Source organism: Litoribrevibacter euphylliae, assembly GCF_042646085.1.
GTDB classification, from domain to species: Bacteria; Pseudomonadota; Gammaproteobacteria; order Pseudomonadales; family Litoribrevibacteraceae; genus Litoribrevibacter; species Litoribrevibacter euphylliae.
The window spans coordinates 200,633-226,505 of sequence record NZ_JBHRSZ010000001.1 but is presented as its reverse complement, the minus strand read 5'-3'; the positions used below and the strand labels follow the sequence as shown (position 1 = coordinate 226,505).

Sequence of the window (25,873 nt, the reverse complement as noted above, 5' to 3'; positions counted from 1 at the left end):
AAACGAATATGTCACACCAATCTGATTTGATCGCAGAAGACATTCTGGCGTATCTCAAAGAACACGAAAACAAAGAGCTACTGCGCTTCCTAACCTGTGGTAGCGTAGATGACGGTAAAAGTACCCTGATCGGTCGTCTACTTCATGATTCCAAAATGATTTATGAAGATCAGTTGGCCTCCATTCAATCCGACAGTGCCAAAATGGGTACTACCGGTGAGAAGCTGGATCTTGCGTTATTGGTTGATGGTCTGGCCGCTGAGCGCGAGCAAGGTATCACCATTGACGTTGCTTACCGCTATTTCTCCACCAACAAGCGTAAATTCATCATTGCCGACACCCCAGGGCATGAGCAATACACGCGTAACATGGCCACTGGTGCATCAACCTGTGACCTAGCGATCATCTTGGTGGATGCTCGTGAAGGCGTGAAAACTCAAACCAAACGTCACAGTTACATTGCATCGCTACTTGGTATTCGTCACGTTGTGGTTGCAGTGAACAAGATGGACCTAATCAACTTCGACGAAGCGAAATATGAAGCCATCAAAGCGGACTACCTTGAGTTTGCAAAAGAATTAAACATCAAAGACATTCAGTTCGTACCTATGTCAGCACTGGATGGCGACAACGTTGTAAACCGCAGTGAAAAATCTCCGTGGTACGACGGTAAAACTTTGATGGAAATCCTTGAGACGGTTGAGATTGCAGACGACCAGAACTTCGATGATTTCCGTATGCCTGTACAGATGGTATGCCGCCCTAACCTGGATTTCCGTGGTTTCCAAGGCACCATCGCATCCGGCATCATCAATGTCGGCGATGAAATTACAGTGCTTCCTTCTGGTAAGAGCAGCAAGATCAAAGAAATCGTGACCTACGATGGTAATCTTGATCAAGCGTTCGCACCAATGGCAGTGACCTTAACTTTTGAAGATGAGATCGACTGTAGCCGTGGTGATGTCATTGTTAAATCTGACAACCTTCCGCAAAGTGCTGAGAAAATCGACGCACACATTGTATGGATGGCAGAAGACGCTCTGACACCTGGTAAGGAATACATCATCAAGCACAACACCAACAGCACCACGGGCCGTGTTTCTACGCTTCGTCACCGTGTTGATGTAAATACGCTTGAGCACAAGCACGCCGCGCAATTGGCATTGAATGAAATTGGTCTATGTGAACTCACATTGAGCAAGCCAATCAGCTTTGATGATTACCAAAAGAACAAAGGCACAGGCGCCTTCATCATCATTGATCGCCTAACCAACATCACGGTTGGTGCTGGTATGATCCATGTATCTGAGAAGGTAGAGAGCATTGATCTTGATGCACTGACACCAGTAACTCAAGAAGAGCGCGAAGCACGTTTCGGTCAAACAGGGTCAGTGATTCTATTGTCAGATGAACAAGCAAACCTAGCATCTGCGCTAGAACGCCTACTGTTCAATCAAGGTCGAGCGGTCGCTGTCATTGATGAAGATTCTTGCGGATCAGACGCTGCGCACAATGCCGCTGTTGCTGCTCAGTTTGCTAAAGCTGGCCTGATTGCTATCTGTGCTCTAGAAGCAGGTTTTGATAAGGAACTGATTGATTCGGCCTTTGAAGGAACCAGCATCGTAGATGTAACAGCTAAAGGTTCTCCTGAAGAAACATTGAAGGCTCTATTGAACTCTTTATAAACAGAATAAAGAATTCATTGTCTTTCTAAAAAAGCCTCATCCTCGGATGGGGCTTTTTTATATTCAAATAACAATGATGTTCATTCATTACTGAGAAGTTGATCCATTAGCTGAATGAACCGCTTTCTCAACACTGCTCGCTCTTTGGATAACAACCCGGAATACTTTTCTGGAAACAAAAACAGAAACGCCAACTCAGATTCATTGCTGAGACGATCAACTAAAGGTTTTAATTTCTTAGCATTCTCTTGGAACTGTTTGATTAATGAATAGCAAATCACAATGCTCTTGGCTTGAGGGCTCCACCAAGCGTCCGGACCTGAACATTGAGTTTCAAAATAGATGGTCACGGGCTCAGGAAGTTTTAAGATTTGATTGGTACGTTCAATGAGAAAACGCAATCGCTGTGATTCCATCAGCCAGTTATATATTGGCTCATAAGCCATATTGGTAGGACGAATGAACTCAACGTTCACCAGTTTTTTTGGTGTCGATGGAAGTTCTTTTTGGAATAACTGCCAATGTTCATCAAAACTGACATGGCTGTAGTTATTCGCTAACCACAATAACGCCTGACGATTTTTAGTGTACTCCTTATCGCATTCCCAAGCGCGCTCTATGGGTAACCAAGTTTCTTTTCTGATCGCCTCCAATTTATCAGGGGCCGCGCCATAAACAAGGCAAGTCACATCATAAAAACGCTGAATAGCCAGAGGATGAACATCCCAAAACGCAAGCGAGTGCTGATTAATTTCATCACGCCACTCAATCATCCATTCCCCGGAAATGGACAACATGCGATCAAATAAAAACTCATCAAAACCGTGACTGGTCATAATCATCAACATAATGGCTATTTGATCGGCAGCACGTTCATTGCCTCCCAGAACAGGAACGTCGTTCATTTCAATGACCGCATGAGAGAGCTCATGTAATAAGGTGAACTCTAAATTGCTCTCAACGAAGAAATCGGTTTTATAAGCCGAACTTGGACGAAACGAAGAGATTTCATTTTGCTTGGTGATTTGTTCAGTAATCTGATCGACGATTTGCTCTTTGTTGTCCATAGCCAAAGAGCTCTCAATGAAGAGAGAAAAAATACACGCCAATAACCAGTGAGTATTAAACACTTTGATACCCATTCCACTTCCTCAAAGTATTTATCAAATTTGCTATTGGTTAACTATAAACAAAAAAAGCACCCGTTTGGGTGCTTTCTTAAACAAGTAGAAGATAAAAATTAATCAACTCGAACCCATACGAAACGACGCATGCCTTTTCGAATCACTAACATTGGCAGGTTACGCCCGGAAGGTAACTCAGCAATAATTTGATCGAAGTCTGCTTTACTGCCAATCCACTGATGATTAAGCATAGCGATGATGTCCCCCGGACGAACGCCTTTTCTGGCGACAATACTGTCTGGAGCCACTTGTTCAACGATCACACCTTTATTGATATCTGCACTACGGCGTTGCTCGTCCGTCATATCAACCACAGAAATGCCCAGAGGGTTATTCAACTTCGGCGCTTGGTTCTGGTTATTGGCATACACTTGCTCCGAGCTTGGAAGCTCACCTACAGTGACCGTGATAGTTTGTTCTTTTCCTTGACGATTAATCACCAAGGTTGCCTTTTCGCCAGGCGTAACCTGACCAACCACATGAGGCAAGTCAGACGACAAAATAATTGGCTTATCATTAAACTCTGTGATTACGTCACCTGCCATGATCCCAGCCTCGGCAGCTGGTTCACCATCGTACGCTTGAACTACTAACGCACCTGCAGGCTTATCCAAACCAAAGGCTTCCGCGAGCTCTTTATTCACTTCTTGAATGCGAACGCCTAAGTAACCTCGACTGACATACCCCTTTTGCTTAAGTTGGTCAGCAACCTTCATTGCAACATTGATAGGAATAGCGAATGACACACCCATAAAACCGCCGGAACGCGTATAGATTTGGCTATTGATACCAATCACTTCGCCGTCCATATCAAACAGAGGCCCACCAGAGTTACCAGGGTTAATGGCTACATCCGTTTGAATAAAAGGCACATAGTTTTCATTTGGAAGGCTTCTGCCCTTGGCACTAACAATGCCTTTGGTGACGGTATGATCAAAGCCGAATGGAGAGCCAATGGCTAACACCCACTCACCCACTTCCAGCTCATCTGAATCACCCAGCTTGACCGCAGGTAGTCCAGACTCTTTCACTTTCAGCAAGGCAATATCAGAACTTTTATCTGCGCCAATAAGTTGAGCTTCAAGCTCACTGCGATCACTTAAGCGCACGATAATTTCATCAGCACCTTCAATAACGTGATTGTTTGTAAGGATGTAACCATCATCAGAAATAATGAACCCCGAACCTAATGACTGAGCATCACGTTGACGGGGCTCTCCACCACGAGGACCAAACTGGAAGAAGTGGCGAAAGATCTCAGGCATTTGCTCATAACCAGGAGGCAATCCCCCCATGGACTTTGAATGAGTGACAGTACTGATATTAACAACGGCGGGCGATTGATCCTGAACCAACTCGGTAAAGTCCGGCAGGCTCCTTGCGGATACTTGGATTGAAACACTCATTAAGAGTACAAAAAGAATCGAAAATGATTTCTTAAATGCTTGCATTCTAATCCTCTCAGATGCGTTTTTAGTTATTTTTTGTTGACCTGGATTTTAATCAAAAGTTTCAGCTATCGAAGCTTGGATTCACCCTTAAGAGCTGAGGACCGCCCCCAAGTCGTTCAGAATTTCCAAGATAGCGAACTAAGAAAAAACCTAGACCGAGACCTAACAACCCACTCAAAATACTAGGGAGTTCCCCCCATAGCAGCTTAGCTGTACCAGAAAACAGGAGTAATAACACTATAGGTAATAAATAGCCGATGAGTGAGGCTTTCAAAATAGAATCTTCAGGAATACCAATCAAGGCCGTATCACCAACCTTTGCGGCAATACCATTGCGCTGAACATCAAGCCTGAATCTTTGACCTGAAGTCGCTTTATTAATCAGGCCATGACCACAGCCTTTTTGAGCTTTACAAGAATCGCAAGCACTCGAACGGATGGTTTCCACCCAAACTCTGTCGTCTTCGACCGCCACAATTAAGCCGGATTCTTCAACCAAACTGATTACCTCTAACGATATTCCAATCAGTTGAGCATACTAACAGAACTTGCTACCCGTTTTGCAGTTTCCACAGGGATTTCGCCGACTAACGTAATCCCCCATTTCTCGCCCTTTTCCGTCTCAATGACTCGCGATACAGCAACGGTTGCACCACCGCCTCGTCCTTCCATCTCAACAAACTGGGCACTTGGCTGTTCGCGGAAAATAGAGAAAGATGACAAGCCGTCACTGTAGGTATAGGCTTCGACGAAATTCTTATCCTCACCTGAAGTAACCCCTGTTAAATGAAAGCCAGACGGTAACCAATCAGGTTTCCAATTGACAGAAGTTGTAGCGGACTTATTCCAATGCCGACGATCAAACTTAGTCACCTTACCTTTTAGTGTCGGCGCTAATTCTTCTTTCAAATTGCTTGGGTTAATCTTGATCTGGGTAAACTGAGCCAACTCTAAAGAACGTCCCTCAGAATTTAAAATTTCAGTTTTAAGCAGTAACCCTGTTTCAGCATCAATACCATATCGACGAATAAAACGATCCTGTTCAATGCTTTGCGCTTCAATAAGAATCGCTTCTCGTCCGGCAATCCAAGAATGAGATAAAATCGTAAATTTGAGCCACTTTTGAATTTCTTTCCAGTCTACATTTTCACCAGGAACCAGTGGGCTTAAAGGCGGGATCTGATCCCAACGAGAACCTACGTCTTCAGGAAGAATGCAAGTAACGCTTTCACCATCTCTTAGGATCTCTCTGGGAGCACCATCCAGGCTCTTAAGGCGTTCGTATTGAACACCATCCTGAATGCCGTGAACGATGTGATAGCTATTCACACTATCACCTCGTCTATGAATAAATGTACCAATAAAAGAGTTTTCCTTTCGGGCTTCGTCTAGCATTGATAGCAACTCGATCGGCGTCATCGCTCGAACCGAGGCGGAAATAGCCATCAAAATGAGAGGACAAAGAAAGGCAAAACACAAAACTCTAATTACATTAGATTTTGTTACCTGAGAAGCAACAACACCTTTATCCATACGATCTAAAAACCCTAAGTCACTCTTTTAAGTACGAATTAAAAAGACACGCTTATCAAGAATTGGCGAATGATTTATTTGTCTTTTTCTTCAACTTCGAAGCTAACCACTCTTGCATATGGCATCACATCACCAACACGGTCTTCTGTTGAATTTTCAGCATGATGTTGCATGTAAGAACGTAGTTTGTCTTGCAGCGCTTTATACTGTTCAGGTGACATATCAGATGCGGCTAGACGAGTTACACCTGTCTCCGTTTCTTTCGGCTTTTCAGAGGTTTCAACTTTTGGTTGCTCAGACTGAGCAAACTGGCCTTCTTGACCTGAGAACTGCTCATTTTGCATACCAATTCCAACCACCGCCATCGCTACTGCAGCTGCGACACCAAAACCACCTAACCAATTTTTTACACCTGAACGGCTGGTCTGAACCACAACCTGCTCATCAGCGATGCCTTCTCTAATGCCATCCAGTAAATTAACAGAAGCGAATCTCATATCCTCTTTGTGTAGGCCATTTTTTACAGCACAAAGACGGCGCCAAGTTTCAAGATCCTCATCAGTCATGTGCTTCGTTAAACGACGCACATCCAACTCGGTTGCTTCATCATCTAGTAGAGCTGACAAACTTTCCGCAATTTTATCGCTCATAAATTCCTCTCTAACAATTAACTTTCAATGAAATTCTGTACTGTTTTAACTGTTACTCGTTACAAAAGTACGTAATCCAAATACTCTTACCACACAAGATCTATTAATAGTTGACAGCTGTTTCCAGTATAGGTTCAAGCTGCTTATCAATTGCCTCTCGTGCTCTAAAAATTCGGGAACGAACTGTACCAACAGGGCAATCCATGACTTGAGCAATATCTTCGTAACTCAAACCATCAAATTCTCTCAGCATTAAAGCGGTTCTTAAATCATCAGGCAGATCTTTTAACGCCTTCTGCAACGTCGTCTCTACCTGCTCCTTATGCAAACTCGCTTCAGGGCTATCAATATGCTTAAGCTCGCTAAGACCACCGTCAGAATGCACTTCGTCAACATCGATGTCGGTACCAGGCGGGCGTCGACCACGGCTGATAAGGTGATTCTTCGCGGTATTCACTGCAATACGGTACAACCAAGTGTAAAAAGCACTGTCACCTCGAAAATTCGCCAATGCCTTATACGCTTTAATAAAGGTCTCTTGCGCTACGTCCATAGATTCATGAACGTCCGACACGTAACGACTGATCAAACTCAATACTTTACTTTGATATTTAATGACCAACAGATCAAAAGCACGTTTATCTCCTTTCTGGACGCGCTCTACCAACAACTGATCTGATTCCACTGATGCTGTCATTCTTTCTCCATAGAGGTTACAAAGTTATGGAAACTAGCATTCCAAGATCTACGACAGTGTAAAATAGCATTTTGTTCCCGCTTTGTATGACATTTCTGTTATTCTTCCTCAGATATTTTTGGCGTCACTTCATTTCACTCCGAAATGAATACAAATAAAGCACTTATCTCATGTCAAATACGAATACACCTTCTCATCAATTCGATGTAGTTATTGTGGGTTCTGGTGCAGCAGGCTTAACCACAGCGCTCCAGCTTCCTAGTCACTTTAATATTGCGGTCATTTGCAAACAATCTTTAAGTAGCGGTTCAACCCCTTGGGCACAAGGCGGCGTTGCAGCAGTATTGGATGAAAAAGACAGTGTAGAAAGCCATTGCCAGGACACTATGACCGCGGGTTCCCATTTGAACAATCAGGAGATGGTGAACTTTATCGTAGAGAACAGTACAGAAAGTATTCATTGGTTAATTGATCAAGGGGTTCCCTTCACTAAAGACAGTGTCCTTGATGGCGCACCGCCTGAGACTGAAAGTCATGATCCTTCACGCGGTTTTCATTTAACCAAGGAAGGTGGGCACAGTTTCCGTCGTATTATCCATGCAGCCGATGCTACTGGTGCAGCCATCACCAAAACCCTGATTGATCGAACCCTAGAACGAGATAACATTGAGATTTTCGAGAACCGCATTGCGGTGGATTTAATCATATCGAGAGACAATCAAGGCCAATCAAACTGCGTTGGTCTTTATGTACTGAATCTACAAACGGAACGTGTTGAAGCCTTTCAGGCAGGGAATACCGTACTTGCTACAGGCGGAGCTAGTAAAGCTTACCTTTACACCAGCAATCCTGATGGGGCCAGTGGTGACGGTATTGCTATGGCTTGGCGTGCAGGTTGTCGCGTCGCCAATATGGAATTTAACCAATTCCACCCAACCTGTTTATATCATCCTCATGCAAAATCGTTTTTAGTCAGTGAAGCGTTAAGAGGTGAAGGTGCGCACCTAACCCTGCCTAACGGCAAACGCTTTATGCACAAATTTGATGAACGAGGCGAATTAGCACCACGTGATATTGTCGCTCGTGCAATTGACCATGAAATGAAGCGCCTTGGATGTGATCATGTCTATTTAGATATCAGCCATAAACCAGCTGATTTTGTAAAAAGCCACTTCCCAACCATCTATGAACGCTGCCTGAAATTTAATATCGACATCACTAAAGAACCCATTCCTGTTGTACCTGCAGCACACTACACTTGTGGCGGTGTAGTTATTGATCAATATGGTCGCACCGATGTTCGCAACCTTTATGCGATTGGTGAAGTCGCACACTCCGGCTTGCATGGTGCAAATCGACTGGCAAGCAACTCTTTGCTGGAATGCATTGTTTTAGGCAGATCCGCAGCGATCGATATCCAGAATCGTCATTCCCAACTTCCGAGCACACACAACGTCACAATTCCGCCATGGGATGAATCTCAAGTAACGGACTCAGACGAAGACGTTATTCTTTCCCACAACTGGGATGAACTCAGACGTTTCATGTGGGATTACGTAGGCATTGTACGTACGACGAAGCGGTTAGAGCGTGCCAAACACAGGGTTGATTTACTGTTACGTGAAATTCACGAATACTACAGTAATTACAAAGTGACTCGCGATTTAGTGGAATTAAGAAACTTAGTGATCGTCGCAGATCTTATCATTCGATCCGCCCTACTCAGAAAAGAGAGTCGCGGGCTACATTTCACGCTTGATTACCCGGATCTTTTACCTAAAGCGAAAGACACCCTTCTGACCCCACCACCTAAACAACCTAGCTGGCGATGAACAGAGAACGGGCGTCATAACAAGAAAATATAGAGAAATATAAGCTGAGACTAACGTCCAAAAGAAAGACGAATCATACGAATCAAAGTATGAAATTCTTCACGCCGGCACTGATCAGGGAAGATCATCAACTGCCTGCTCAGTTTGAAGCGACGCCAAAGCGAAGGAGTGTAATCAACTCCTTCTTCTTTCAATTCCAATAGTATATAGCTCGGTAGTAAGACCGAAGAAGGCAACACTCGATACGCCTTATCGTTAAGAGACAACGCAGGTAATTCTTCTAGTTTTGAATACTCAGGACTCACTGGCATTTCGAGCAGTTCAGTACGCCTGATATAAGAGACAACCTGAACCACATAAAATACAGTGACGACACCCAACGCCATCATAGTCGACCACGAAAAGGTAAACAGCGAATTAATCAGATGTAAAAAAATCAAGTAAATAGCGGTATAGAGTACCACTAAGTACTTCGAGGGTTTTAATTCAATTCTAAGCAGGCTGAACGCGTTCAAGGATATAATCCACTATCGCTTTGATTTCTTGGTCTTGCGGCTCTGTCTTTCTCATAAACCACTGGAACATGTCTTGATCTTCACAGTCTAGCAACTTCAAGTAGCGCTGCTGATTAACAGGATCCAAGGATGGAAACACGTCTTTCGCAAAAGGCATTAACAACACATCTAACTCTAACATACCACGACGACTGTGCCAGTATATTCTGTTCAAATCTTGATCATTAAATTCCACTTAACACCTTGCCTTATCTCTTACACTCGATTTAGAGCGCATACATGAGTGCGCTCAATGCTGCGAGCATTATACACGGGAAGTGACTGGATCAGAATGTCTTCTCATCCCTCATTGATTTCCGACAATAATCCCATCGTATGAAACCAGCGAGTGAATCATAATACTAATGACGAAAAACCAAGTGTTTTGATATGATTTAGCTTTTCCAGTTCACACATTTCAGAGTGCCTTATGTCCACCATTGCTGAGACAATCACCAGTACATTTTCTAACACCCAAATTCAACCGGACTTCGACGGTGCGCCCAAGTTTGAATCATTAACGAACGATTCCATGTCATCAGGAACGAATGGAAGCTGCAGCACCTTTTGCACATCCAAAGGCATACTAACCATTACAGGCGAACAACGTCTCAAGTTTTTACAAGGACAAACCACCTGTGATACGAGCAAGATCTCAAAAGAAAAAGCAAGCTATGGCGCTTTTTGTAATCTCAAAGGCAGAAGCATTGCTAACTTTTTAGCCTATGACGATGGCACAAGTTGCCACCTAATTATGCACCAAGGTCTCATTACCCCACTGATCGATCATCTGACAAAATTTGCGGTCTTTTTCAGAGTCACATTAACCAACAATGATCAGCTTCTTATTTCCGGGCAACTCAACATTCCATCATTAGAGCTGTCTCCTCTGCTTGTAGAAAGTAAAGACAATCAAACACACATCCAGATTTCACCAACACGCACTCTTACAGTAAGTTCCCTGGATCATTTTACTGCAACGTTGATTACATCGCCTTTATGCAGTGAAGCCGTATGGAACGAGAAAGATCTTGAAGAAGGTATCGCCTGGATAACGCCTTCCACCAGCGAAGCATTTTTACCCCAGCTACTGGGGCTTGAAGAAATCGATGGTTTGAGCTTTTCAAAAGGCTGCTACACCGGGCAAGAAATCATTGCTCGCATGAAATACCGAGGTCAACTAAAGCGCCATCTACAATTAGCACAACTTACGCCTAAAGAAGGGTTAGAGGTTAATCTACCGCCTGGTGCTAAACTTAACTCTCAGGAGAAAAGCAACATTGGCCAAGTCATAAACCTAGAAAACAGATCACAGGGTTTCTTAGCACTACTATCTTTAGAAGATGACTTCACTGCAATCAATGAGTGCTTAATTGAACAAAAGCCCTTTGAAATCAATATAATGGATATAAAAAGAGCTTAATTAAGTCATTGCGACTATTCCACTGTTATCAGTACTTTACAGAACACCAATAGCTCGCTTTAATGTAACTTATTCATATCTAAAGATGCCTCAAGGACGTCCATAATGTCTTCTGTATTTGAAACTGTTTTTGCAGACATAAAACAGCGTATTAAAAATGATACGCTTACCCTGCCCACCTTACCTGAAGTAGCTTTTCAGATTCGGGAAACAGCAGAAAACGAAGACAGCACAATGAATGATATTGTCCGCGTTCTGCAAAAAGATCCCGCCGTATGTGCAGAATTAGTGCGTTGTGCAAACAGTGCGCTGATGAGAACAGTCAACCAGTGTCGAGATGTGAGTGGCGCCGTTAACAGAATGGGCGTCAATACCACGGTCAACATTGCAACCACTCAAGCCATGAAACAGATGTTCCAGGCAACCTCTGATACCATCGATAGTCGAATGAGAGATTCATGGAACAAGGCCGTAGAAGTTGCCGCTATGTGTTTTGTTCTCGCTCAAACCCGAAGAAAACTGGGTTTAAAACCGGATCAGGCAGCACTTGCAGGCTTAATGCATAACATCGGCACTCTTCCTGTGCTGTTGTACGCAGAAGAAAACTCTGATCTCATCAACGACAGTTTCGCTTTGGATAAGACGATTGAAAAGTTACATCCTGTCTTAGGTAAATATCTACTCCAAAAATGGAACTTCACCTTAGACCTAATTGCCGTTCCTTATCAGTATTTGCAGTTTGACCGTGAAGGAAACTTTGCCGATTATGTGGATCTCGTTCAAGTGGCCTATTTACACACGTTAAGCGGTACCAGCCACCCACATGCCAACATGGACCTGAGCAAAGTGGGCGCGTTTGAACGACTTGATATTGATCCTAACACTTTCATTAAACAACAAGATCAAGAGTTAGACGAACAGGTTCAGCACGCGAAAGACATGCTAGGTTAGTTCTTAGTCCCTAGCAGTATTAATAAATAAACACCCAATAAAAAGGCCAAGCGATAAAGCTTGGCCTTTTTGGTTTTAACAGGAAAGAAACTTAGTCTTCACTACTGCTTTTCAGCGGTCTCATGTGCGGGAAAAGAATCACATCTTTAATGGTTGGACTGTCAGTGAATAGCATCACCAAACGGTCAATACCAATCCCCTCACCCGCTGTTGGCGGCATACCGTATTCAAGCGCCTGAATGTAATCCGCATCATAATGCATCGCTTCATCATCGCCCGCATCTTTTTCTTCCACTTGCTTACGGAAACGCTCTGCCTGATCTTCTGCATCGTTAAGCTCAGAGAAACCGTTCGCTAACTCACGACCACCCACAAAGAACTCAAAACGATCAGTGATGAATGGGTTTTCATCGTTACGGCGAGCCAAAGGAGACACTTCCCATGGATACTCAGTGATGAACGTTGGCTGATCCAGTTTCTCTTCGGCTGTCGCTTCAAAGATTTCACACAACCACTTACCGGCACCCCATGCAGACTGCTTATCTTCTTCACGAATACCAACCTGACGGCCATATTCGATCAACTTCTCAAGATGATTTTCCGCATCATTAATGACAGCTGGATCAAAATCTGAATTGTATTTCAATACCGCTTCAGCCATCGACATACGAGTAAATGGCTGAGCAAAATCATACACAGTTTCAGAAACAATATTGCCCTCAGCATCTTTCTGAGTGCTCTTAATGTCTGTCGTACCAAGTACATCCAACGCGATAGTACGTAACATGTCTTCCGTGGTATCCATCAGATCATGATAGGTTGCGTACGCCTGATAGAATTCAATCATGGTGAACTCAGGGTTGTGGCGTGTTGATAAACCTTCATTTCGGAAGTTACGGTTAATTTCGAAGACACGTTCAAAACCACCGACAATCAAACGCTTCAAGTATAGCTCTGGCGCGATACGCAGATACATGTCGATATCCAACGCATTGTGATAGGTTTCAAATGGCTTCGCCGTCGCACCACCCGGGATGGTTTGCAGCATTGGCGTTTCGACTTCCATAAAATTACGATCACTCAAATACTTACGCATCGCCTCAATGATCTTTGAGCGTACCATGAACAAATCACGGGTATCACGATTGATGATCAAATCGACATAACGTTGACGGTATTTGGTTTCCTGATCCGCCAAGCCATGGAACTTATCTGGAAGCGGACGCAGCGACTTAGTCAGCATGATCAAGTCATCAGCCGTCGCGACGTTGACATACAACTCGCCTTTACCCGACTTGTGCAACGCACCTTTAACACCAACGATGTCACCTAAATCAAACTTTGACTTATAGTTGATTTCTTTTTGAACATCTTTAGGAACATAGAACTGAATAGCACCAGACGCATCAGAGATTTTTGTGAAAGGGCCACGTTGAAACATGATGCGACCAGCAACAGCCACTTGGTTGTCCTGTGCTTCTAGCTCTTCCTTAGAAAACTCACCAAATTTTGCCTGAAGATCTGCCGAAAGGTCCTTTCGTTCAAAATCATTTCTATGGCCATTGGCGTTACAGTTTTCACGCAAAGCTTGTAGCTTAGCACGACGCTCGACAATCAATTTATTTTCATCACGTGGCTGTTCAGACATGTTTTAACCTATATTCCTCATGGAATGTATTTACTTTAAATTCGTTTCGAAACTGCAATCCTAATTGGGGAAAATCCAATAATGATCGACAGCAAACTTAAATAAATGTTTGTAAAAATTACAACCCAGCTTTCAAGCTGGCTTCAATAAAGGGATCGAGATCACCATCTAACACGGCCTGGGTGTTACGATTCTCAATTCCTGTTCTCAAATCTTTAATACGCGAGTCATCCAACACATAAGAGCGAATCTGGCTGCCCCAACCAATATCAGCTTTGGAATCTTCCATCGCCTGCGCTTCTGCATTTCGCTTCTGCATTTCCATTTCATACAGTTTTGCTTTCAGCTGCTTCATGGCCTGATCTTTGTTCTTATGCTGTGAACGATCATTTTGACATTGAGTCACAATGCCCGATGGCATGTGCGTAATACGCACCGCCGACTCGGTCCGGTTTACGTGCTGACCACCTGCACCTGAGGCACGGTATACATCAATACGCAAATCAGCGGGGTTGATTTCAATATCAATATTGTCATCCACTTCCGGTGACACAAACACAGAAGCAAAGGATGTGTGACGACGATTTCCCGAATCGAACGGTGATTTACGAACCAAGCGATGAACACCGGTTTCCGTTCTCAACCAACCGAACGCATATTCACCATCTACTTTAATGGTCGCGCCTTTGATGCCGGCGACTTCGCCATCAGTCACTTCCATCAATTCGGCTTTGAAGCCTTTCGACTCACACCAACGCAAGTACATGCGTAACATCATATTGGCCCAGTCTTGCGCTTCCGTACCACCAGACCCCGATTGAATTTCAATATAGGCGTTGTTTTCGTCCATCTCGCCAGAGAACATACGACGAAACTCAAGCTTTTCCAGAGTCGCTTTTAATCCTGTCAGCTCCTCTTCCACTTCCGTGACTGTATCTGGATCATTCTCTTCTACCGCCAGTTCTAACAAACCTTCTACGTCTTCAAGTCCCGAATCCATGCTTTCGATGGTTTCAACCACTGCTTCAAGCGCCGAACGTTCACGTCCTAAGGCCTGTGCTTGTTCAGGGTTTTCCCAAATCGCAGGGTCTTCGAGTTCGCGGTTAACTTCTTCTAAACGCTCTTTCTTTTCTGCGTAGTCAAAGATACCCCCTAAGAACGTCCGTACGCTCTCGAAGGTCTTTAATGGTTTGTACGATAGGATTAATTTCCACCTATTACCTCAGCTCAGCCGAAAAATGATTAATTCACAGAAATAACTGATTACAGTCATCAGATCCCAACAACGCTGGATAAATACGCTTTATCATCCAACCAAACGCTATTGTTGTGACCCTAAAATTTAAGAGGCGCAATTGTACATGAATTCAACGTCTTTTTCAGTCCTAAAAGCTCGATAAAAAAGAAAGATTTCAAGGTCAAAGTCATCACAAAATACCTATTGCTCCATGTAACAAACTGTTAACAATTTAGTCACATAACTGTTACTGCTAAAACATACATTGTGCTCATCGGAACATAAGTAGTGTCTGGAGAAAGACATGGCATATCAAGTGATCAGCAAATCAAATAATACATTCTGGTTGATGACCTCGAATGGAAACTGGATTTCATCGCACCACAGCAGGGATGAAGCAGTAGCAGCCTGTCAGGTTTGGTTTAAATGCTCACCTATCGTACGTCATATCCAGGATCGTCCCGTCAACAAAATGATCATCAAACAGAAATTGGCGGCCTTGTTACTTCAGTTTTTAACGGTAGCAGACAATTTAATAAAAAAAGCGCGTCATAAAAATAATAAGAGACAACCTCATGAGCTTCACAATTAAAAGTCATCACCACAAACAATTGGTTAAACTTCTGCAACAACATCAACGCGGAAAATTGATTCCTCAATGGATCCAAGAATCTAGAAACCATAACCAAGAAAGTGTTCCTGGACACGAGTTAACCAGCGTCTTCGAACAAAGAAGAACACTCAGCGAACTCATGCGTGACTCTGATCACAACTTGCTGATTCTATAGCTGCTCGGCATTCTGTCTCTCTGTAAGATATATCTCACAACTATAAAAAACAAAAAAAGAGATGAATGCCATGCTCACTAACCCAGCGAATCAAAGAAAACATACTCGCTTTCAGCCCCGTCAGGTAATTTACTGTCAGGATTTGGAAGGTAACGTTATTGGCCGAATCATGAACCTAAGTGAGACAGGCTTTATGTTGATGAGTGAACACCCTGCCGAAGTGAATGAATCACAAATTTTAAGAATGGATTTGCCACTAACGCCCCCCCACCAAATTACAGCAACCTGCGAAACCATTTGGTGTCAAAAATCCAGCTATAGCCAGGAATACGGTATTGGCATGCAGATCGCTCAAATAGACGATCTGGCAGTTATCGCATTACAGCGATATCTAGGTGATGATAATAAGGCCACAGCTGCCTGATACATCAGGCAGTGTGCTACATGAAGTTAACCGCTTATGGCCTCATCAACGGTATTGTAGGTTTGAAATAGTTTGTCCATGCGAGTAATACGGAAGAGCTCTTGAACCGCACCTTGAGCTCCTGCCACTCTCAAATAGCCATCGTCACTGGTTAATTTTTTACACGCTACAATTGCACCCAAACCACTACTGTCCATAAAGTCTAGTCCCGTCAAGTCCACGACGATTCTGTCTCGTCCTTTATTGATCAGGTCAGCCACATAATTTCTAAGGTTTGTCGCATTGACAGCGTCTAAACGCTTTTCTCCGATTTTAATAACAGCAACTTGTCCGTCTGCTAGCTGATGAGACACGCTCATTCCAGTTTCCTCAATTTATTTTTTTAAAATACGATAACATTAGCAATACAATACAACGTATTTCTGAACATCACTATAGCGTATATTATGCCAAGCTAGTGTTCCTAAAGAATTGCTGAAGGTTTGTTCAGCAATTCACAACACACCTATCTATACTATAGGTCAATATATCTTAAGATCGAGTCGAGACACGCGTGACATACTTCAATCACAATAATTCTAACAAACCGTCTCTCAAAACCGTTTCCGAACGTAAATACAACGAACTTAAGACACAATTTAATGACTTAATCAGCAATGCACGTTTAAACGAACAACTGTTCAAACGTTTTTCCGAATTTGAATCTCGTCTCATGGAAAGTAATGACTTAAAAAGTTTACTGAAAACCATGACCACAGATTTCTCTGAGTACTTCGATATTCCTTTTCTAAAGCTGGTTCTCGAACAAGATATTTTTTCCCATTGGCATTTGGCGCCCGTAGATCTAGCCCAGTTTGAACATGTATTAACCTATAACCTGAGTGAGCATCCCGAACTGCTCGTTAACCCCAACGGTCGACTTTATATGGGAGCGACGCCTAAGAAGATCAGCCGGGAACTTCATATTCCGATCAACACCTTATCTTTTGCGCAGTTGCCGTTAGTTCGTAACAACAAGCTGATAGGAATGGTCAACCTCGGCAGCCCGGATTCAGAACGCTTTCGCCCAGACATGGGGACAGACTTTCTCGAACGCCTAACCATGATCGCCTCACTATGCTTTGAAAATGCCTGCAACATGGAACAGGTACGACAACTTAGTTTGGTGGACGGACTCACCCAAGTCTGCAACCGTCGAGCTTTCGACGACATATTGATTCAAGAAACATCGAGTGCCATGCGCCATCAAAGACACCTAGCCTGTCTTTTCATCGATATTGATCATTTTAAAAGAATCAATGACCACTATGGCCATCAAGTGGGGGATGAGGCATTAAAACAACTAGCCGCTCAAGTGAAACCATTACTACGGCGCTCGGATCACATGGCCCGATATGGCGGGGAAGAATTTGCAATTTTACTTCCGGAAACCAACTTATCGGGCGCCCAGGTCATTGCCGAGCGTATTCGTGAAGTCATTGCCGACCAAGAGTTTCATCTATTAGATCAAACCTTACGGATGACACTATCCATTGGAGTCGCCTGCATGAACGGCGCATGTGATGGCGGAACCAGTATAGAAGTCCTTGCTCAACTACTGGTAAAAGATGCAGACGAGCAAGTCTATATCGCTAAGAAAAGCGGCCGCAATCGAGTCAGCTGCCGCATGATCTAAATGATTTGATTACTCTAATCCTGCCGCAATAAACTCGGCTAATCCGGACCACATCCCAAGATACGGCTTTAATATGACCTGAACCGATGGATGGGTCTGTTTAAATTCTTCGATGATCATTGGCACGTCATCTCTGACATGACGCCCTTCTGCCAAAAAGTGCGGGTAAACCACAATTTCGCCAATTTCATCCGCTGCAATCGCATTTAATACCGTTGAAAATCTCGGTTCGGTCAATTCCAGAAAACAGGGTTCGACTCGATCATACCCGGACGTCAGTTCAGCTAACTGCTGAGCAAAAGCAATGACCTCTTCGTTTGACTTAGTCACTCGACTGCCATGAGCCAATACCAATAAAACCCTCATAACCACTCCACCATACAAAATACACCCGCATCATACAGACTAACGCTTCTCTCTCAAAAAGATCTCTCAGAAGATGATCCCGTAGTTATACGTTGAGTGCACGACATAAGATCACCACTCATCTCAAGAAGTTTTAAAACCGAGGTTCGAGTGTTCACTTCTTGAAGAGTGATATAAACTTAATCACAACCATTACAGGCTTATACACATCAGTGAACAATCGAAACGTTTTACAGGTTAAGGATTAACATGAAACACGTAAACATGGTCGCTCTTTTAGCAGTTCTTCCACTTGCTATTGGTATCGCTTCTTCGCCACAAGCTTCGTCATACCCGGATGATTTCCTAAAGTGGAAAGAACAGACCATGAGCAGTTACCAAGCTTACAAAGACGAAAGGGATAAAGCCTTCACTGACTTTCTGAAAAAACAATGGAAAGAAGTTGATACTCAAGAAGGTGAAGTTCGCGACATCAAACCCAAACCGGTTGATATGCCCGTTGCAAAGCCAAAACCTGTTGTGGTTGATGATCTTCCTGTCGTGACGATACCTAAGAAGATAGAACCGGTATTACCTAAACCTGATCTTCCAATAGCCAGCATTCCGAAACCGACAACACCGATTATTGATGTAAAACCTGACTTTGATATGCCTCGGGGTGACAGGCCTCGGGGTGATAAGCCTCCAGTGGATATACCAACGTTTGAAAAACCGCCATTTTCAGAACCAGACTTTGATCAAATAACCAAAACTGATCCTATTTTTGATCAGCCACAGTTCAATCAACCACAGCTCGATCAACCACAGTTCGATCAGCCAACCCCTGATACAGATTTCAAACCGGATAGGCCTATAGTTGAAAAACCTATCATAGAGAAACCGGCCCCTATTAAGATTGAACCACCCAAGGAAATTAAACTTCCTGAAGTGAAACCGAAAGATCCGACGCCTGCTCCAATAGTGGACGATACGCCAAGAATCCCACCACTCGCTTTACCAGTAGAACCAAAGGCTCCGTCCTATACAGGCAAGAAATACCGTTTTGATTTCTTTGGGCGTAAAACCACTATTATTGCCGATAAAAAATTAGCAAAAGCCATAGATCGAAATTACGGAGCCAAAGCCATTTCCAAAGGTTGGTCGGATCTAAGCCTATCAGATTACGAGCCCGTCCTTGAACAACTCAACACTACTGCCAAGCAATATAACCTTGGCGACTGGGGTAAAGTTCAGCTGGCTTTCGCATTCTCCAAAGCCATGCACCCAAGCAATATCAATGCGCAAAGCTTTACCAGTTGGTTCTTACTCGTTAAGCAAGACTATCAGGCTCGATTGGCGTACAACAAACAAGGCGTGTATTTGCTGGTTCCTGCGCAACAGTCTTTATATGAAGTGACGTTCTTTACTTTCAGCGGTAAGCGTTTTTATGCCGTTTCTCCAGATGGCAAACCTCGTGATCTTGGCCGCGTATTCACCTACGATGGCGAATACCCTCGCGCTGTTACACCGGTAAATATGAAAGACCCCTTGGCGTTTTCTGACGAAAAACACTACCAGCGAAAAGACTTTAAATTCAAATACGACAGACAAGAGTATCGTCTTTCACTTAATGTAAATCCGACTCGAGTCAATTACCTCGCCAGTTATCCACAGATGGACATAGATCAATACTTTATTTCACCGGTTGATACCGTCACAGCCAACGATGCCCTCGATCTTTTCCGCCCGATGCTGGAAGGAAAGTCCGAGTTAGAAGCCGTGAATTTGTTATTGCGCTTTGTACAAACAGGCTTTGAATACCAAACTGATGACCAACAATTTGGCTTTGAAAACTATTTGTTCGCCGAAGAAACGCTCACTATGCCTGCGTCAGACTGTGAAGACCGTTCGGTTCTTTTTGCCTGGTTAGTAAGAGAACTGCTTGGCTTGGAAGTCGTCGGATTAGATTATCCAGGACACATCGCTGCCGCAGTTGCCTTCAGCAAACCCGTTTCAGGGGACAGCATCGCCTTTAATGGCAAAAAATTTACTGTCACCGACCCTACCTACATCAACGCAACCGCGGGCATGACCATGCCAGAAGTCGCAGGTCACCAACCTAAGGTTGTAGCGATACAGTAAGTCACCATACAATAACCACCATTCAATACATTTTTGACGAAGCGGCATTTACTGTGTCGCTTCGATTTATATAAGCATTAGGATTATGACTAAAGACTCTTTTATCGAAGCTCTTCGCGCAGAAACGAACTCTTTCCAACAAACCATGGATTTCATCGAAGCCAACTTCGAGTTCACTCCGGTCGCATTTACGGTAGGCGAACAACAAAATGAATTAGGGACGAACCAGGGTTCCGCAAAAATCTTCAGCTTAGGTAAAGCACTCACATTAACCGAAGCCGAAGTACTTCAATGCTTTGGCGATTTTTACCGTAAAGATGTTTTAGAGCACCCTGGCGCGCAAGACCATCAAAACATTCGCAACTTTATTAAGCACGGTTGGGCGGGTGTAAGCATTGATGCGAGCGCACTTACTGCTAAAAACTAACATCAGAACCATGTACTTAATATGGAATACCGTAAGCCGAATCACTTTTAAATGTCGGCTTAGCTGCAGGAATTTGGACACATGAGCAACAACGCTTTTGCCTTAAAAAGCCAGATGATCCCTCTAACAGTGATTGAGCTTGCCTCTTCAGACGATCAAGTCTTCGATCAACAACTCACAGAGAAAGTAAATGCCAGCCCCGCATTGTTTGACCGAATGCCTGCGATTCTAGGATTGGAAGACGTTGATTCTCTGGATGTTTCAAGTATTCAAAAGTTCTTATTTATTATTCGAAAGCATAATATTTTACCAGTTGCACTGAAGGGTCCCGAGGAATTTAAGAGTATTGCCCAACAGCTTGATTTAGCCTGGATTCCTCCCGGACGCAATAAGCTCAAGCAACGAGCTCAAAAAGCAAAAGAAACGATAGAGAATACCGCCGACAACACTAACAGAGCTCAAGAAACCATTGAATCATCATCAAACGATGCCGAACCTGCATCAAATCCAACGCCTCAGCAACTTGAACTTACTGAATCGGAAGTGAGTGCTGAAACAAGCCATTCGTCGGAAGAAAGTCATAGTACTGAAGCTCAACAGGCTGCCCAAGCAACGCCAACTAAAACGAAAATCGTTTCAACCCCCGTTAGATCAGGCCAACAAATCTACGCAAAAGACAGTGATTTGATTGTGCTTGCTCAAGTGGGTCAAGGTGCTGAAGTAATCGCCGATGGCAACATCCATATCTACGGAACCTTGAGAGGCCGCGCCATTGCTGGTGCAAACGGTAACAAAGACGCCAGGATATTCTGTCAATCCTTACACGCCGAGCTCATTTCAATCGCCGGTGTTTACCAAGTTAGCGATGATCTTCCTAACGACAGAATCGGCCAAAGTAGCCAAATTGAGCTCAAAGAAAACCACTTGCATATAGATACGCTTTAACCAATAATCGCCCAAAGACTCATACCCTGGGCGCATGCCCTATCAGGGAAAGAAAAATAAAGAACAGGACTGACATGGCTAAGATTATCGTTGTCACCTCAGGCAAAGGAGGCGTTGGTAAAACCACTTCCAGCGCTGCTATCAGCACCGGCCTCGCGTTACGAGGACACAAAACCGTCGTTATTGATTTTGATGTAGGTCTTCGAAATCTTGATTTGATCATGAACTGTGAACGTCGTGTAGTATTCGACTTCGTTCAAGTCATCAATAAAGAAGCTACGCTAAAGCAAGCACTAATCAAAGATAAGCGTTGCGACAACCTATTCATTCTTGCTGCTTCACAAACTCGCGACAAAGATGCGCTAAGCAAAGAAGGCGTAGGTGAAGTGCTTGAAGAACTTGCCAAAGAATTTGATTACATCATCTGTGATTCTCCTGCAGGCATTGAACACGGTGCAATGATGGCACTCTATTTTGCTGATGAAGCCATTATCGTTACCAACCCTGAAGTGTCTTCTGTTCGCGATTCAGACCGCATCATTGGTATTCTACAAAGTCGCTCACGTAAGGCTGAAGCTGGCGAAACGGTTAAAGAGCACTTGTTGGTAACACGTTACAACCCTGTACGTGTTGCTAAAGGCGAAATGCTTTCCGTTGAAGACGTGGAAGAAATCCTTGCCGTACCTTTATTGGGCGTGATTCCAGAATCAGAATCTGTTATCAAGAACTCAAACCAGGGAACACCTGTGATTCTTGATGATAACAGTGACGCAGGCCAAGCATATCAAGACATGGTCTCTCGACTTCTCGGTGAACAAGTGGAATATCGCTTCCTCGAAGCCGAAAAGAAAGGCTTCCTTAAGAGAATGTTTGGTGGCTAAACAATGAGTATTTTTAGCTATTTCAAAAAGGAACCTAAGGCGACGGCATCTATTGCAAAAGAGCGTCTGCAAATCATAGTTGCTCATGAAAGAACCGCAAGAAATCAACCTGATTACTTGCCAGAAATGCAGCAGGAAATTCTCTCAGTGATTCGTAAATATGTATCGATTGCGGATGACGATGTTCAAGTTCAGCTTGAAAACTCGGATGATTGCTCAGTGCTTGAATTAAACATTACGCTTCCAGAGAAGTAAGAGCGTATTCCTCTGAGCTCATAAAAAAGCGCGATTAAGATCGCGCTTTTTTATGCCTGCTATAAATGTACCTACAATAAATTACCACTTGGCGTAATGGTCTTCCGCATAACCAGGCACATGATTAAAGACCACCGGACTACCATCATCCGAAATGATCGTCCCCGAGTAATGACCAAACATCTGCTTGAAGTTCGAAGCCAACAGCCCCACATTTAACTTCTCAGAGCGACAACCTTGTGGCAGGAAATCTAACGCTACACGCCCACACTCCGAAGAAACTTTCCAAGGCTTTTGCATATCCTGCCGATCAAACTCAAAGCGTACGCCGCCTAATTTGTGCAATTGCCCATCGACCCATAACCCGTTCTCAGTGGTACCGGTTTCATTGACCCCGGAAGCAAGATTTAACCCGATGGTTCGATCCAGTTCATCCCGACCAGAAAAACACGCCCAATTCCAAGCAGTTTCACGACGCATATAACCACAAGACCAATCAACGCTTCCCAAAGCCTTCATTTCATCTAAGTTATAGCGTTTACCATTAACATCAAAATGCCCAGACGCAGCGAGACCTGCTGTTTTTTGAGTAAACACCCAACCGGTATATCCAGCCTGAGAACAGACTCGCAACGGCTCGTAGCCTTCGTTTTGCTGTAATCTAAAATTTGCGGAGAACTTGTTACTTTGAACCGAAACATGGGTATCCGCATCTCGTTGCGAGATACTTGCTTGAGTCCCCATCCAAGAAAATTTAGACTCTGCAAAATCCGGTGTAGTAGATATATTTGTTCCTATTCCCAAAGGACTGATCACACTTTTTTCAACAACCAGTCCTTCGTCTTTTGTCCAAACATAAAAAAAACAGTTACTCACTAACTTTAAGTTCACAATGGCAATCCCCGCCATAAACTCTTCGGTGAGTACACCAATAAAATGGAACTGATTGAATTTTCGTTTCTTGCTGGAAAGCGACTGCAGTTTGTCCATGGTATTGGTTAAGGGGAAGTCCAAATAGTTAACATCATCCACCGGCTCTTTAATCCATCCAAAATAAGGCTTTCCAACTGCATTAACTAATTTGTCCATTTTCATCCCTTCAACGACTGACTTTTTTATTGATTATGTATTTTCTAGACCGCAACTACACTACTTAATCCCCAGATAGATTGCTATGTCCTAACTAACTATCTAGGATGGATAACAGTCCGAATTTGAACACGATTCCAAATATTAAGAATAACTCTAAGGATTGAAATGATCAGAATGCGCACAATTCCTTACCTATTTTCACTGACCACCGTTTCCTTTACGACCTTTTCACTATCAGCTATCGCACAAGCTGAAGTTAATCCGATAAATAGCCGCTTCTCCTCTCCTATTGAAAGCCTGTTTAATCTGCCCGGTATGTCAGAAACACATCTGCTCGATTCAGGACAAACAAAGGCCAGAGTTAAAGTCGAAGTAGTCAGCAATGCCGTCACTATGGATAATGCCCCGGAAGTCGTTCGCTTTGATGGTGAAACCTGGCGCTTAACACCAAGTTGGAGCATGGGGTTCGACAATGGCTGGCAAGCATCCGCAGAGCTTCCTATCGTTCGTCACTCCAGCGGCTTTCTAGATAACTCCATTGATAAGTTTCATGAAGTTTTTAATTTTCGTGAAGGCAGTCGAGATGACTTTCCGAGAAACGAACTGGTTTATGGCTATCAAAATGGAAGTGATCTCGATTACATAATACAAGGCAGTGAAAATGGCATTGGCGATCTGAGGTTACAGCTCAGCAAATCTTTCACAGACTCTCCTTTTATTGTCCATTTACACCTTAAAGCGCCCACCGGGGATGAAGATAAACTAATGGGCAGCGGAAGCTGGGATGCCGGAGCCAGTGTCAGTTACTTAAAAACACAGATATTTGAGATTGATACACTGTCGTTTGCAGCTGAACTTGGTCAACACTACCTTGGTGATGCAGAACAAATAAGAAATCAGAAAAAGCACGTCACAACGCTGCACACAGGCATTTTTTGGGAAGCGATTCCTGATGTCATCCTCAAAGGACAGCTCGAAAGCCACAGTAAATTATCAGAAAGTAATCTCGAGCCTGTAGAAAGTGAGGCATTGCAACTGACGTTAGGGTTAACCCTATATACGGCTTCATCACACCAGTGGGACATTGCTATTTCAGAGGACTTAAAGACTGATTCCACTGCCGACGTTACCTTTTTTGTTGAGTGGACCAGTTTGTACTAGCGATCTAATCACCTAAAAGTCCACACCTAAATGGCTGGAAATAAAGATTCCAGCCATCAAAAACCCATGACATGGATCAATAACCCCATCAAATATACCCATTTGTATATCATGGGCATTCTTCGAATTGATTCATATCAATATTCAAACTTCCTCCGCTCATAAACTACGCCTAACAATTTAAAACAAACAAAAAGTGCTCTGCGATCTTGGAGAAAGTTATGAAAATGAACAAGTTAGGTGCTGCAATTTTAACTGCAACGTTGGCAATGTCAGGAGCGACAGCCGTTCATGCGTATGATGCTGGCGACATTATCGTCCGTGCGGGTGCAGCAACAGTTGAACCTGAAAATGCACCAAATGGCGATATTTTGGTATCCGCTTCCGGTGCTGACACAGGGCTGAACGCCGTTGTAGATAACGACACTCAGCTTGGTTTGAACTTTGTTTACATGCTATCTCAGAATGTGGGTGTGGAAGTGTTGGCCGCCACTCCATTTGAACATGAGGTTTATGTAGAAGGCGCTGGCCTTAAAGTAGGTTCAACTAAGCACCTACCACCAACCGTTTCACTGCAATACTTCTTGCTTGGAGATACAGATTCGAAGTTCCAACCATATGCGGGTGTTGGCTTAAACTACACATGGTTCTTCGATGAAAACGCGAATTCTTCTGATGGATTTTCAGACTTGGATCTTGATGATTCTATGGGCTTTGCCGCACAAATTGGGGTCGATTACCTAGTTACAGATAACATCCTACTTAACGCGTCTGTCTATAAAATGGATATCGATACAGACGCTACTGTTAATCTAGACGGTGTAGGTACATTGAAATCAGACGTTGAGATTGACCCGATGGTTTACATGGTAAGCGTTGGCTACAAGCTGTAA

The 25,873-nt window shown here is 43.6% G+C and carries 27 protein-coding genes; 14 read left to right on the top strand and 13 right to left on the bottom strand.

Translation table 11 applies throughout. The features are described 5' to 3' along the window. Positions 1-8: 8 nt before the first annotated feature. Positions 9-1,685 carry a sulfate adenylyltransferase subunit CysN gene (gene cysN / locus ACFOEK_RS00910; RefSeq protein WP_386714776.1) on the top strand — a complete coding sequence of 559 codons (1,677 nt, stop codon included), beginning with the start codon at positions 9-11 and terminating at the stop codon, positions 1,683-1,685. 80 nt (positions 1,686-1,765) lie between these two features. Here cysN and ACFOEK_RS00905 read toward each other — a convergent pair whose 3' ends face one another. The 6 genes from ACFOEK_RS00905 to rpoE form a co-directional block, all read right to left on the bottom strand. Then, on the bottom strand, positions 1,766-2,827 hold the full coding sequence (locus tag ACFOEK_RS00905; protein ID WP_386714773.1) for a DUF4344 domain-containing metallopeptidase: 1,062 nt from the start codon (positions 2,825-2,827) through the stop codon (positions 1,766-1,768). 98 nt (positions 2,828-2,925) lie between these two features. Further along, on the bottom strand, positions 2,926-4,275 hold the full coding sequence (locus ACFOEK_RS00900; protein ID WP_386714770.1) for a DegQ family serine endoprotease: 1,350 nt from the start codon (positions 4,273-4,275) through the stop codon (positions 2,926-2,928). Positions 4,276-4,381: 106 nt separating this feature from the next. Next, on the bottom strand, positions 4,382-4,819 hold the full coding sequence (locus ACFOEK_RS00895; protein WP_386714767.1) for a SoxR reducing system RseC family protein: 438 nt from the start codon (positions 4,817-4,819) through the stop codon (positions 4,382-4,384). A gap of 26 nt (positions 4,820-4,845) precedes the next feature. After that, entirely contained in the window at positions 4,846-5,853 is a 1,008-nt protein-coding gene (locus tag ACFOEK_RS00890; protein ID WP_386714764.1) for a MucB/RseB C-terminal domain-containing protein, read from the bottom strand. 74 nt (positions 5,854-5,927) lie between these two features. Continuing rightward, entirely contained in the window at positions 5,928-6,503 is a 576-nt protein-coding gene (locus ACFOEK_RS00885; protein WP_386714761.1) for a sigma-E factor negative regulatory protein, read from the bottom strand. A gap of 103 nt (positions 6,504-6,606) precedes the next feature. Beyond that, positions 6,607-7,200, bottom strand: coding sequence for an RNA polymerase sigma factor RpoE (rpoE, locus tag ACFOEK_RS00880; protein WP_386714758.1), 594 nt, complete (start codon positions 7,198-7,200; stop codon positions 6,607-6,609). A gap of 170 nt (positions 7,201-7,370) precedes the next feature. Here rpoE and nadB point away from each other — a divergent pair, with 170 nt between their 5' ends. Further along, positions 7,371-9,032, top strand: a complete 1,662-nt coding sequence (gene nadB, locus ACFOEK_RS00875) for an L-aspartate oxidase (protein WP_386714755.1) — start codon at positions 7,371-7,373, stop codon at positions 9,030-9,032. A gap of 50 nt (positions 9,033-9,082) precedes the next feature. On the opposite strand, the gene ACFOEK_RS00870 is transcribed toward nadB, so the two are convergent. Next, positions 9,083-9,547 (bottom strand): protein YgfX, encoded by a 465-nt coding sequence (locus ACFOEK_RS00870; RefSeq protein ID WP_386714752.1) that lies wholly within the window; start codon positions 9,545-9,547, stop codon positions 9,083-9,085. Continuing rightward, entirely contained in the window at positions 9,525-9,782 is a 258-nt protein-coding gene (locus ACFOEK_RS00865) for an FAD assembly factor SdhE (protein WP_449280213.1), read from the bottom strand. The genes ACFOEK_RS00870 and ACFOEK_RS00865 overlap by 23 nt, the downstream gene beginning before the upstream one ends. 234 nt (positions 9,783-10,016) lie before the next feature. On the opposite strand from ACFOEK_RS00865, the gene ygfZ reads away from it, so the two are divergent. Both ygfZ and ACFOEK_RS00855 read left to right on the top strand, forming a co-directional pair. Beyond that, positions 10,017-11,009 (top strand): CAF17-like 4Fe-4S cluster assembly/insertion protein YgfZ, encoded by a 993-nt coding sequence (gene ygfZ, locus ACFOEK_RS00860; protein ID WP_386714749.1) that lies wholly within the window; start codon positions 10,017-10,019, stop codon positions 11,007-11,009. 105 nt (positions 11,010-11,114) lie between these two features. Next, on the top strand, positions 11,115-11,960 hold the full coding sequence (locus ACFOEK_RS00855; RefSeq protein ID WP_386714746.1) for an HDOD domain-containing protein: 846 nt from the start codon (positions 11,115-11,117) through the stop codon (positions 11,958-11,960). A 91-nt stretch (positions 11,961-12,051) separates the two neighbouring features. Here ACFOEK_RS00855 and lysS read toward each other — a convergent pair whose 3' ends face one another. Continuing rightward, positions 12,052-13,608: a lysine--tRNA ligase gene (lysS, locus tag ACFOEK_RS00850; protein ID WP_386714743.1), complete on the bottom strand. Its 1,557-nt coding sequence runs from the start codon at positions 13,606-13,608 to the stop codon at positions 12,052-12,054. Positions 13,609-13,726: 118 nt separating this feature from the next. Continuing rightward, a protein-coding gene (prfB, locus tag ACFOEK_RS00845; RefSeq protein WP_386714740.1) for a peptide chain release factor 2 occupies positions 13,727-14,822 on the bottom strand; the annotation gives its coding sequence in 2 pieces (ribosomal slippage) (positions 13,727-14,749 and positions 14,751-14,822; 1,095 coding nt in all). Between the two features lie 327 nt (positions 14,823-15,149). On the opposite strand from prfB, the gene ACFOEK_RS00840 reads away from it, so the two are divergent. Together ACFOEK_RS00840 and ACFOEK_RS00835 are read left to right on the top strand one after the other, a co-directional pair. Beyond that, on the top strand, positions 15,150-15,437 hold the full coding sequence (locus ACFOEK_RS00840; RefSeq protein ID WP_386714737.1) for a hypothetical protein: 288 nt from the start codon (positions 15,150-15,152) through the stop codon (positions 15,435-15,437). Positions 15,438-15,703: 266 nt separating this feature from the next. Next, positions 15,704-16,057: a PilZ domain-containing protein gene (locus ACFOEK_RS00835; protein ID WP_386714734.1), complete on the top strand. Its 354-nt coding sequence runs from the start codon at positions 15,704-15,706 to the stop codon at positions 16,055-16,057. 26 nt (positions 16,058-16,083) lie between these two features. Here the strand turns inward: ACFOEK_RS00835 and ACFOEK_RS00830 are convergent, their stop codons facing one another. After that, positions 16,084-16,416 (bottom strand): STAS domain-containing protein, encoded by a 333-nt coding sequence (locus ACFOEK_RS00830; protein WP_386714731.1) that lies wholly within the window; start codon positions 16,414-16,416, stop codon positions 16,084-16,086. Between the two features lie 194 nt (positions 16,417-16,610). Between ACFOEK_RS00830 and ACFOEK_RS00825 the strand changes: the two genes are divergently transcribed. Beyond that, a complete protein-coding gene (locus tag ACFOEK_RS00825) occupies positions 16,611-17,732 on the top strand; it encodes a DUF484 family protein (protein WP_386714728.1) in 1,122 nt (373 codons plus the stop codon). A 9-nt stretch (positions 17,733-17,741) separates the two neighbouring features. On the opposite strand, the gene ACFOEK_RS00820 is transcribed toward ACFOEK_RS00825, so the two are convergent. Continuing rightward, on the bottom strand, positions 17,742-18,098 hold the full coding sequence (locus tag ACFOEK_RS00820) for a sirohydrochlorin chelatase (RefSeq protein WP_386714725.1): 357 nt from the start codon (positions 18,096-18,098) through the stop codon (positions 17,742-17,744). A 249-nt stretch (positions 18,099-18,347) separates the two neighbouring features. Between ACFOEK_RS00820 and ACFOEK_RS00815 the strand changes: the two genes are divergently transcribed. The 5 genes from ACFOEK_RS00815 (at position 18,348) to minE (ending at position 22,727) form a co-directional block, all read left to right on the top strand. Continuing rightward, complete coding sequence (locus ACFOEK_RS00815) at positions 18,348-20,219, top strand: hypothetical protein (RefSeq protein WP_386714721.1); 1,872 nt, start codon at positions 18,348-18,350, stop codon at positions 20,217-20,219. An 85-nt stretch (positions 20,220-20,304) separates the two neighbouring features. Then, the gene (locus tag ACFOEK_RS00810; protein WP_386714718.1) at positions 20,305-20,646 is read left to right on the top strand and encodes a HopJ type III effector protein; all 342 of its coding nucleotides are present in this window, start codon (positions 20,305-20,307) and stop codon (positions 20,644-20,646) included. 81 nt (positions 20,647-20,727) lie between these two features. Beyond that, positions 20,728-21,591 carry a septum site-determining protein MinC gene (gene minC, locus ACFOEK_RS00805; RefSeq protein WP_386714715.1) on the top strand — a complete coding sequence of 288 codons (864 nt, stop codon included), beginning with the start codon at positions 20,728-20,730 and terminating at the stop codon, positions 21,589-21,591. Between the two features lie 74 nt (positions 21,592-21,665). Beyond that, complete coding sequence (minD, locus tag ACFOEK_RS00800) at positions 21,666-22,472, top strand: septum site-determining protein MinD (RefSeq protein ID WP_386714712.1); 807 nt, start codon at positions 21,666-21,668, stop codon at positions 22,470-22,472. A 3-nt stretch (positions 22,473-22,475) separates the two neighbouring features. Further along, complete coding sequence (gene minE / locus ACFOEK_RS00795; protein WP_386714709.1) at positions 22,476-22,727, top strand: cell division topological specificity factor MinE; 252 nt, start codon at positions 22,476-22,478, stop codon at positions 22,725-22,727. Positions 22,728-22,808: 81 nt separating this feature from the next. Here minE and ACFOEK_RS00790 read toward each other — a convergent pair whose 3' ends face one another. After that, positions 22,809-23,816, bottom strand: coding sequence for a DUF2804 domain-containing protein (locus ACFOEK_RS00790; RefSeq protein WP_386714706.1), 1,008 nt, complete (start codon positions 23,814-23,816; stop codon positions 22,809-22,811). Between the two features lie 168 nt (positions 23,817-23,984). Between ACFOEK_RS00790 and ACFOEK_RS00785 the strand changes: the two genes are divergently transcribed. Both ACFOEK_RS00785 and ACFOEK_RS00780 read left to right on the top strand, forming a co-directional pair. Then, positions 23,985-24,980: a DUF3187 family protein gene (locus ACFOEK_RS00785; protein WP_386714703.1), complete on the top strand. Its 996-nt coding sequence runs from the start codon at positions 23,985-23,987 to the stop codon at positions 24,978-24,980. A gap of 221 nt (positions 24,981-25,201) precedes the next feature. After that, a complete protein-coding gene (locus ACFOEK_RS00780) occupies positions 25,202-25,873 on the top strand; it encodes an OmpW/AlkL family protein (RefSeq protein WP_386714700.1) in 672 nt (223 codons plus the stop codon).

Excerpts from the sequence above, each read along its gene's own strand:
- ACFOEK_RS00820 (WP_386714725.1), bottom strand. The coding sequence starts at position 18,098 with ATGAGGGTTTTATTGGTATTGGCTCATGGCAGTCGAGTGACTAAGTCA.
- minD (WP_386714712.1), top strand. The coding sequence starts at position 21,666 with ATGGCTAAGATTATCGTTGTCACCTCAGGCAAAGGAGGCGTTGGTAAA.
- ACFOEK_RS00905 (WP_386714773.1), bottom strand. The coding sequence starts at position 2,827 with ATGGGTATCAAAGTGTTTAATACTCACTGGTTATTGGCGTGTATTTTT.
- ygfZ (WP_386714749.1), top strand. The coding sequence starts at position 10,017 with ATGTCCACCATTGCTGAGACAATCACCAGTACATTTTCTAACACCCAA.
- ACFOEK_RS00810 (WP_386714718.1), top strand. The coding sequence starts at position 20,305 with ATGACTAAAGACTCTTTTATCGAAGCTCTTCGCGCAGAAACGAACTCT.
- nadB (WP_386714755.1), top strand. The coding sequence starts at position 7,371 with ATGTCAAATACGAATACACCTTCTCATCAATTCGATGTAGTTATTGTG.
- ACFOEK_RS00900 (WP_386714770.1), bottom strand. The coding sequence starts at position 4,275 with ATGAGTGTTTCAATCCAAGTATCCGCAAGGAGCCTGCCGGACTTTACC.
- ACFOEK_RS00890 (WP_386714764.1), bottom strand. The coding sequence starts at position 5,853 with ATGGATAAAGGTGTTGTTGCTTCTCAGGTAACAAAATCTAATGTAATT.
- rpoE (WP_386714758.1), bottom strand. The coding sequence starts at position 7,200 with ATGACAGCATCAGTGGAATCAGATCAGTTGTTGGTAGAGCGCGTCCAG.
- minC (WP_386714715.1), top strand. The coding sequence starts at position 20,728 with ATGAGCAACAACGCTTTTGCCTTAAAAAGCCAGATGATCCCTCTAACA.
- ACFOEK_RS00835 (WP_386714734.1), top strand. The coding sequence starts at position 15,704 with ATGCTCACTAACCCAGCGAATCAAAGAAAACATACTCGCTTTCAGCCC.
- cysN (WP_386714776.1), top strand. The coding sequence starts at position 9 with ATGTCACACCAATCTGATTTGATCGCAGAAGACATTCTGGCGTATCTC.
- ACFOEK_RS00785 (WP_386714703.1), top strand. The coding sequence starts at position 23,985 with ATGATCAGAATGCGCACAATTCCTTACCTATTTTCACTGACCACCGTT.
- lysS (WP_386714743.1), bottom strand. The coding sequence starts at position 13,608 with ATGTCTGAACAGCCACGTGATGAAAATAAATTGATTGTCGAGCGTCGT.
- ACFOEK_RS00855 (WP_386714746.1), top strand. The coding sequence starts at position 11,115 with ATGTCTTCTGTATTTGAAACTGTTTTTGCAGACATAAAACAGCGTATT.
- ACFOEK_RS00790 (WP_386714706.1), bottom strand. The coding sequence starts at position 23,816 with ATGGACAAATTAGTTAATGCAGTTGGAAAGCCTTATTTTGGATGGATT.
- ACFOEK_RS00840 (WP_386714737.1), top strand. The coding sequence starts at position 15,150 with ATGGCATATCAAGTGATCAGCAAATCAAATAATACATTCTGGTTGATG.
- minE (WP_386714709.1), top strand. The coding sequence starts at position 22,476 with ATGAGTATTTTTAGCTATTTCAAAAAGGAACCTAAGGCGACGGCATCT.
- ACFOEK_RS00830 (WP_386714731.1), bottom strand. The coding sequence starts at position 16,416 with ATGAGCGTGTCTCATCAGCTAGCAGACGGACAAGTTGCTGTTATTAAA.
- ACFOEK_RS00780 (WP_386714700.1), top strand. The coding sequence starts at position 25,202 with ATGAAAATGAACAAGTTAGGTGCTGCAATTTTAACTGCAACGTTGGCA.
- ACFOEK_RS00815 (WP_386714721.1), top strand. The coding sequence starts at position 18,348 with ATGAAACACGTAAACATGGTCGCTCTTTTAGCAGTTCTTCCACTTGCT.
- ACFOEK_RS00885 (WP_386714761.1), bottom strand. The coding sequence starts at position 6,503 with ATGAGCGATAAAATTGCGGAAAGTTTGTCAGCTCTACTAGATGATGAA.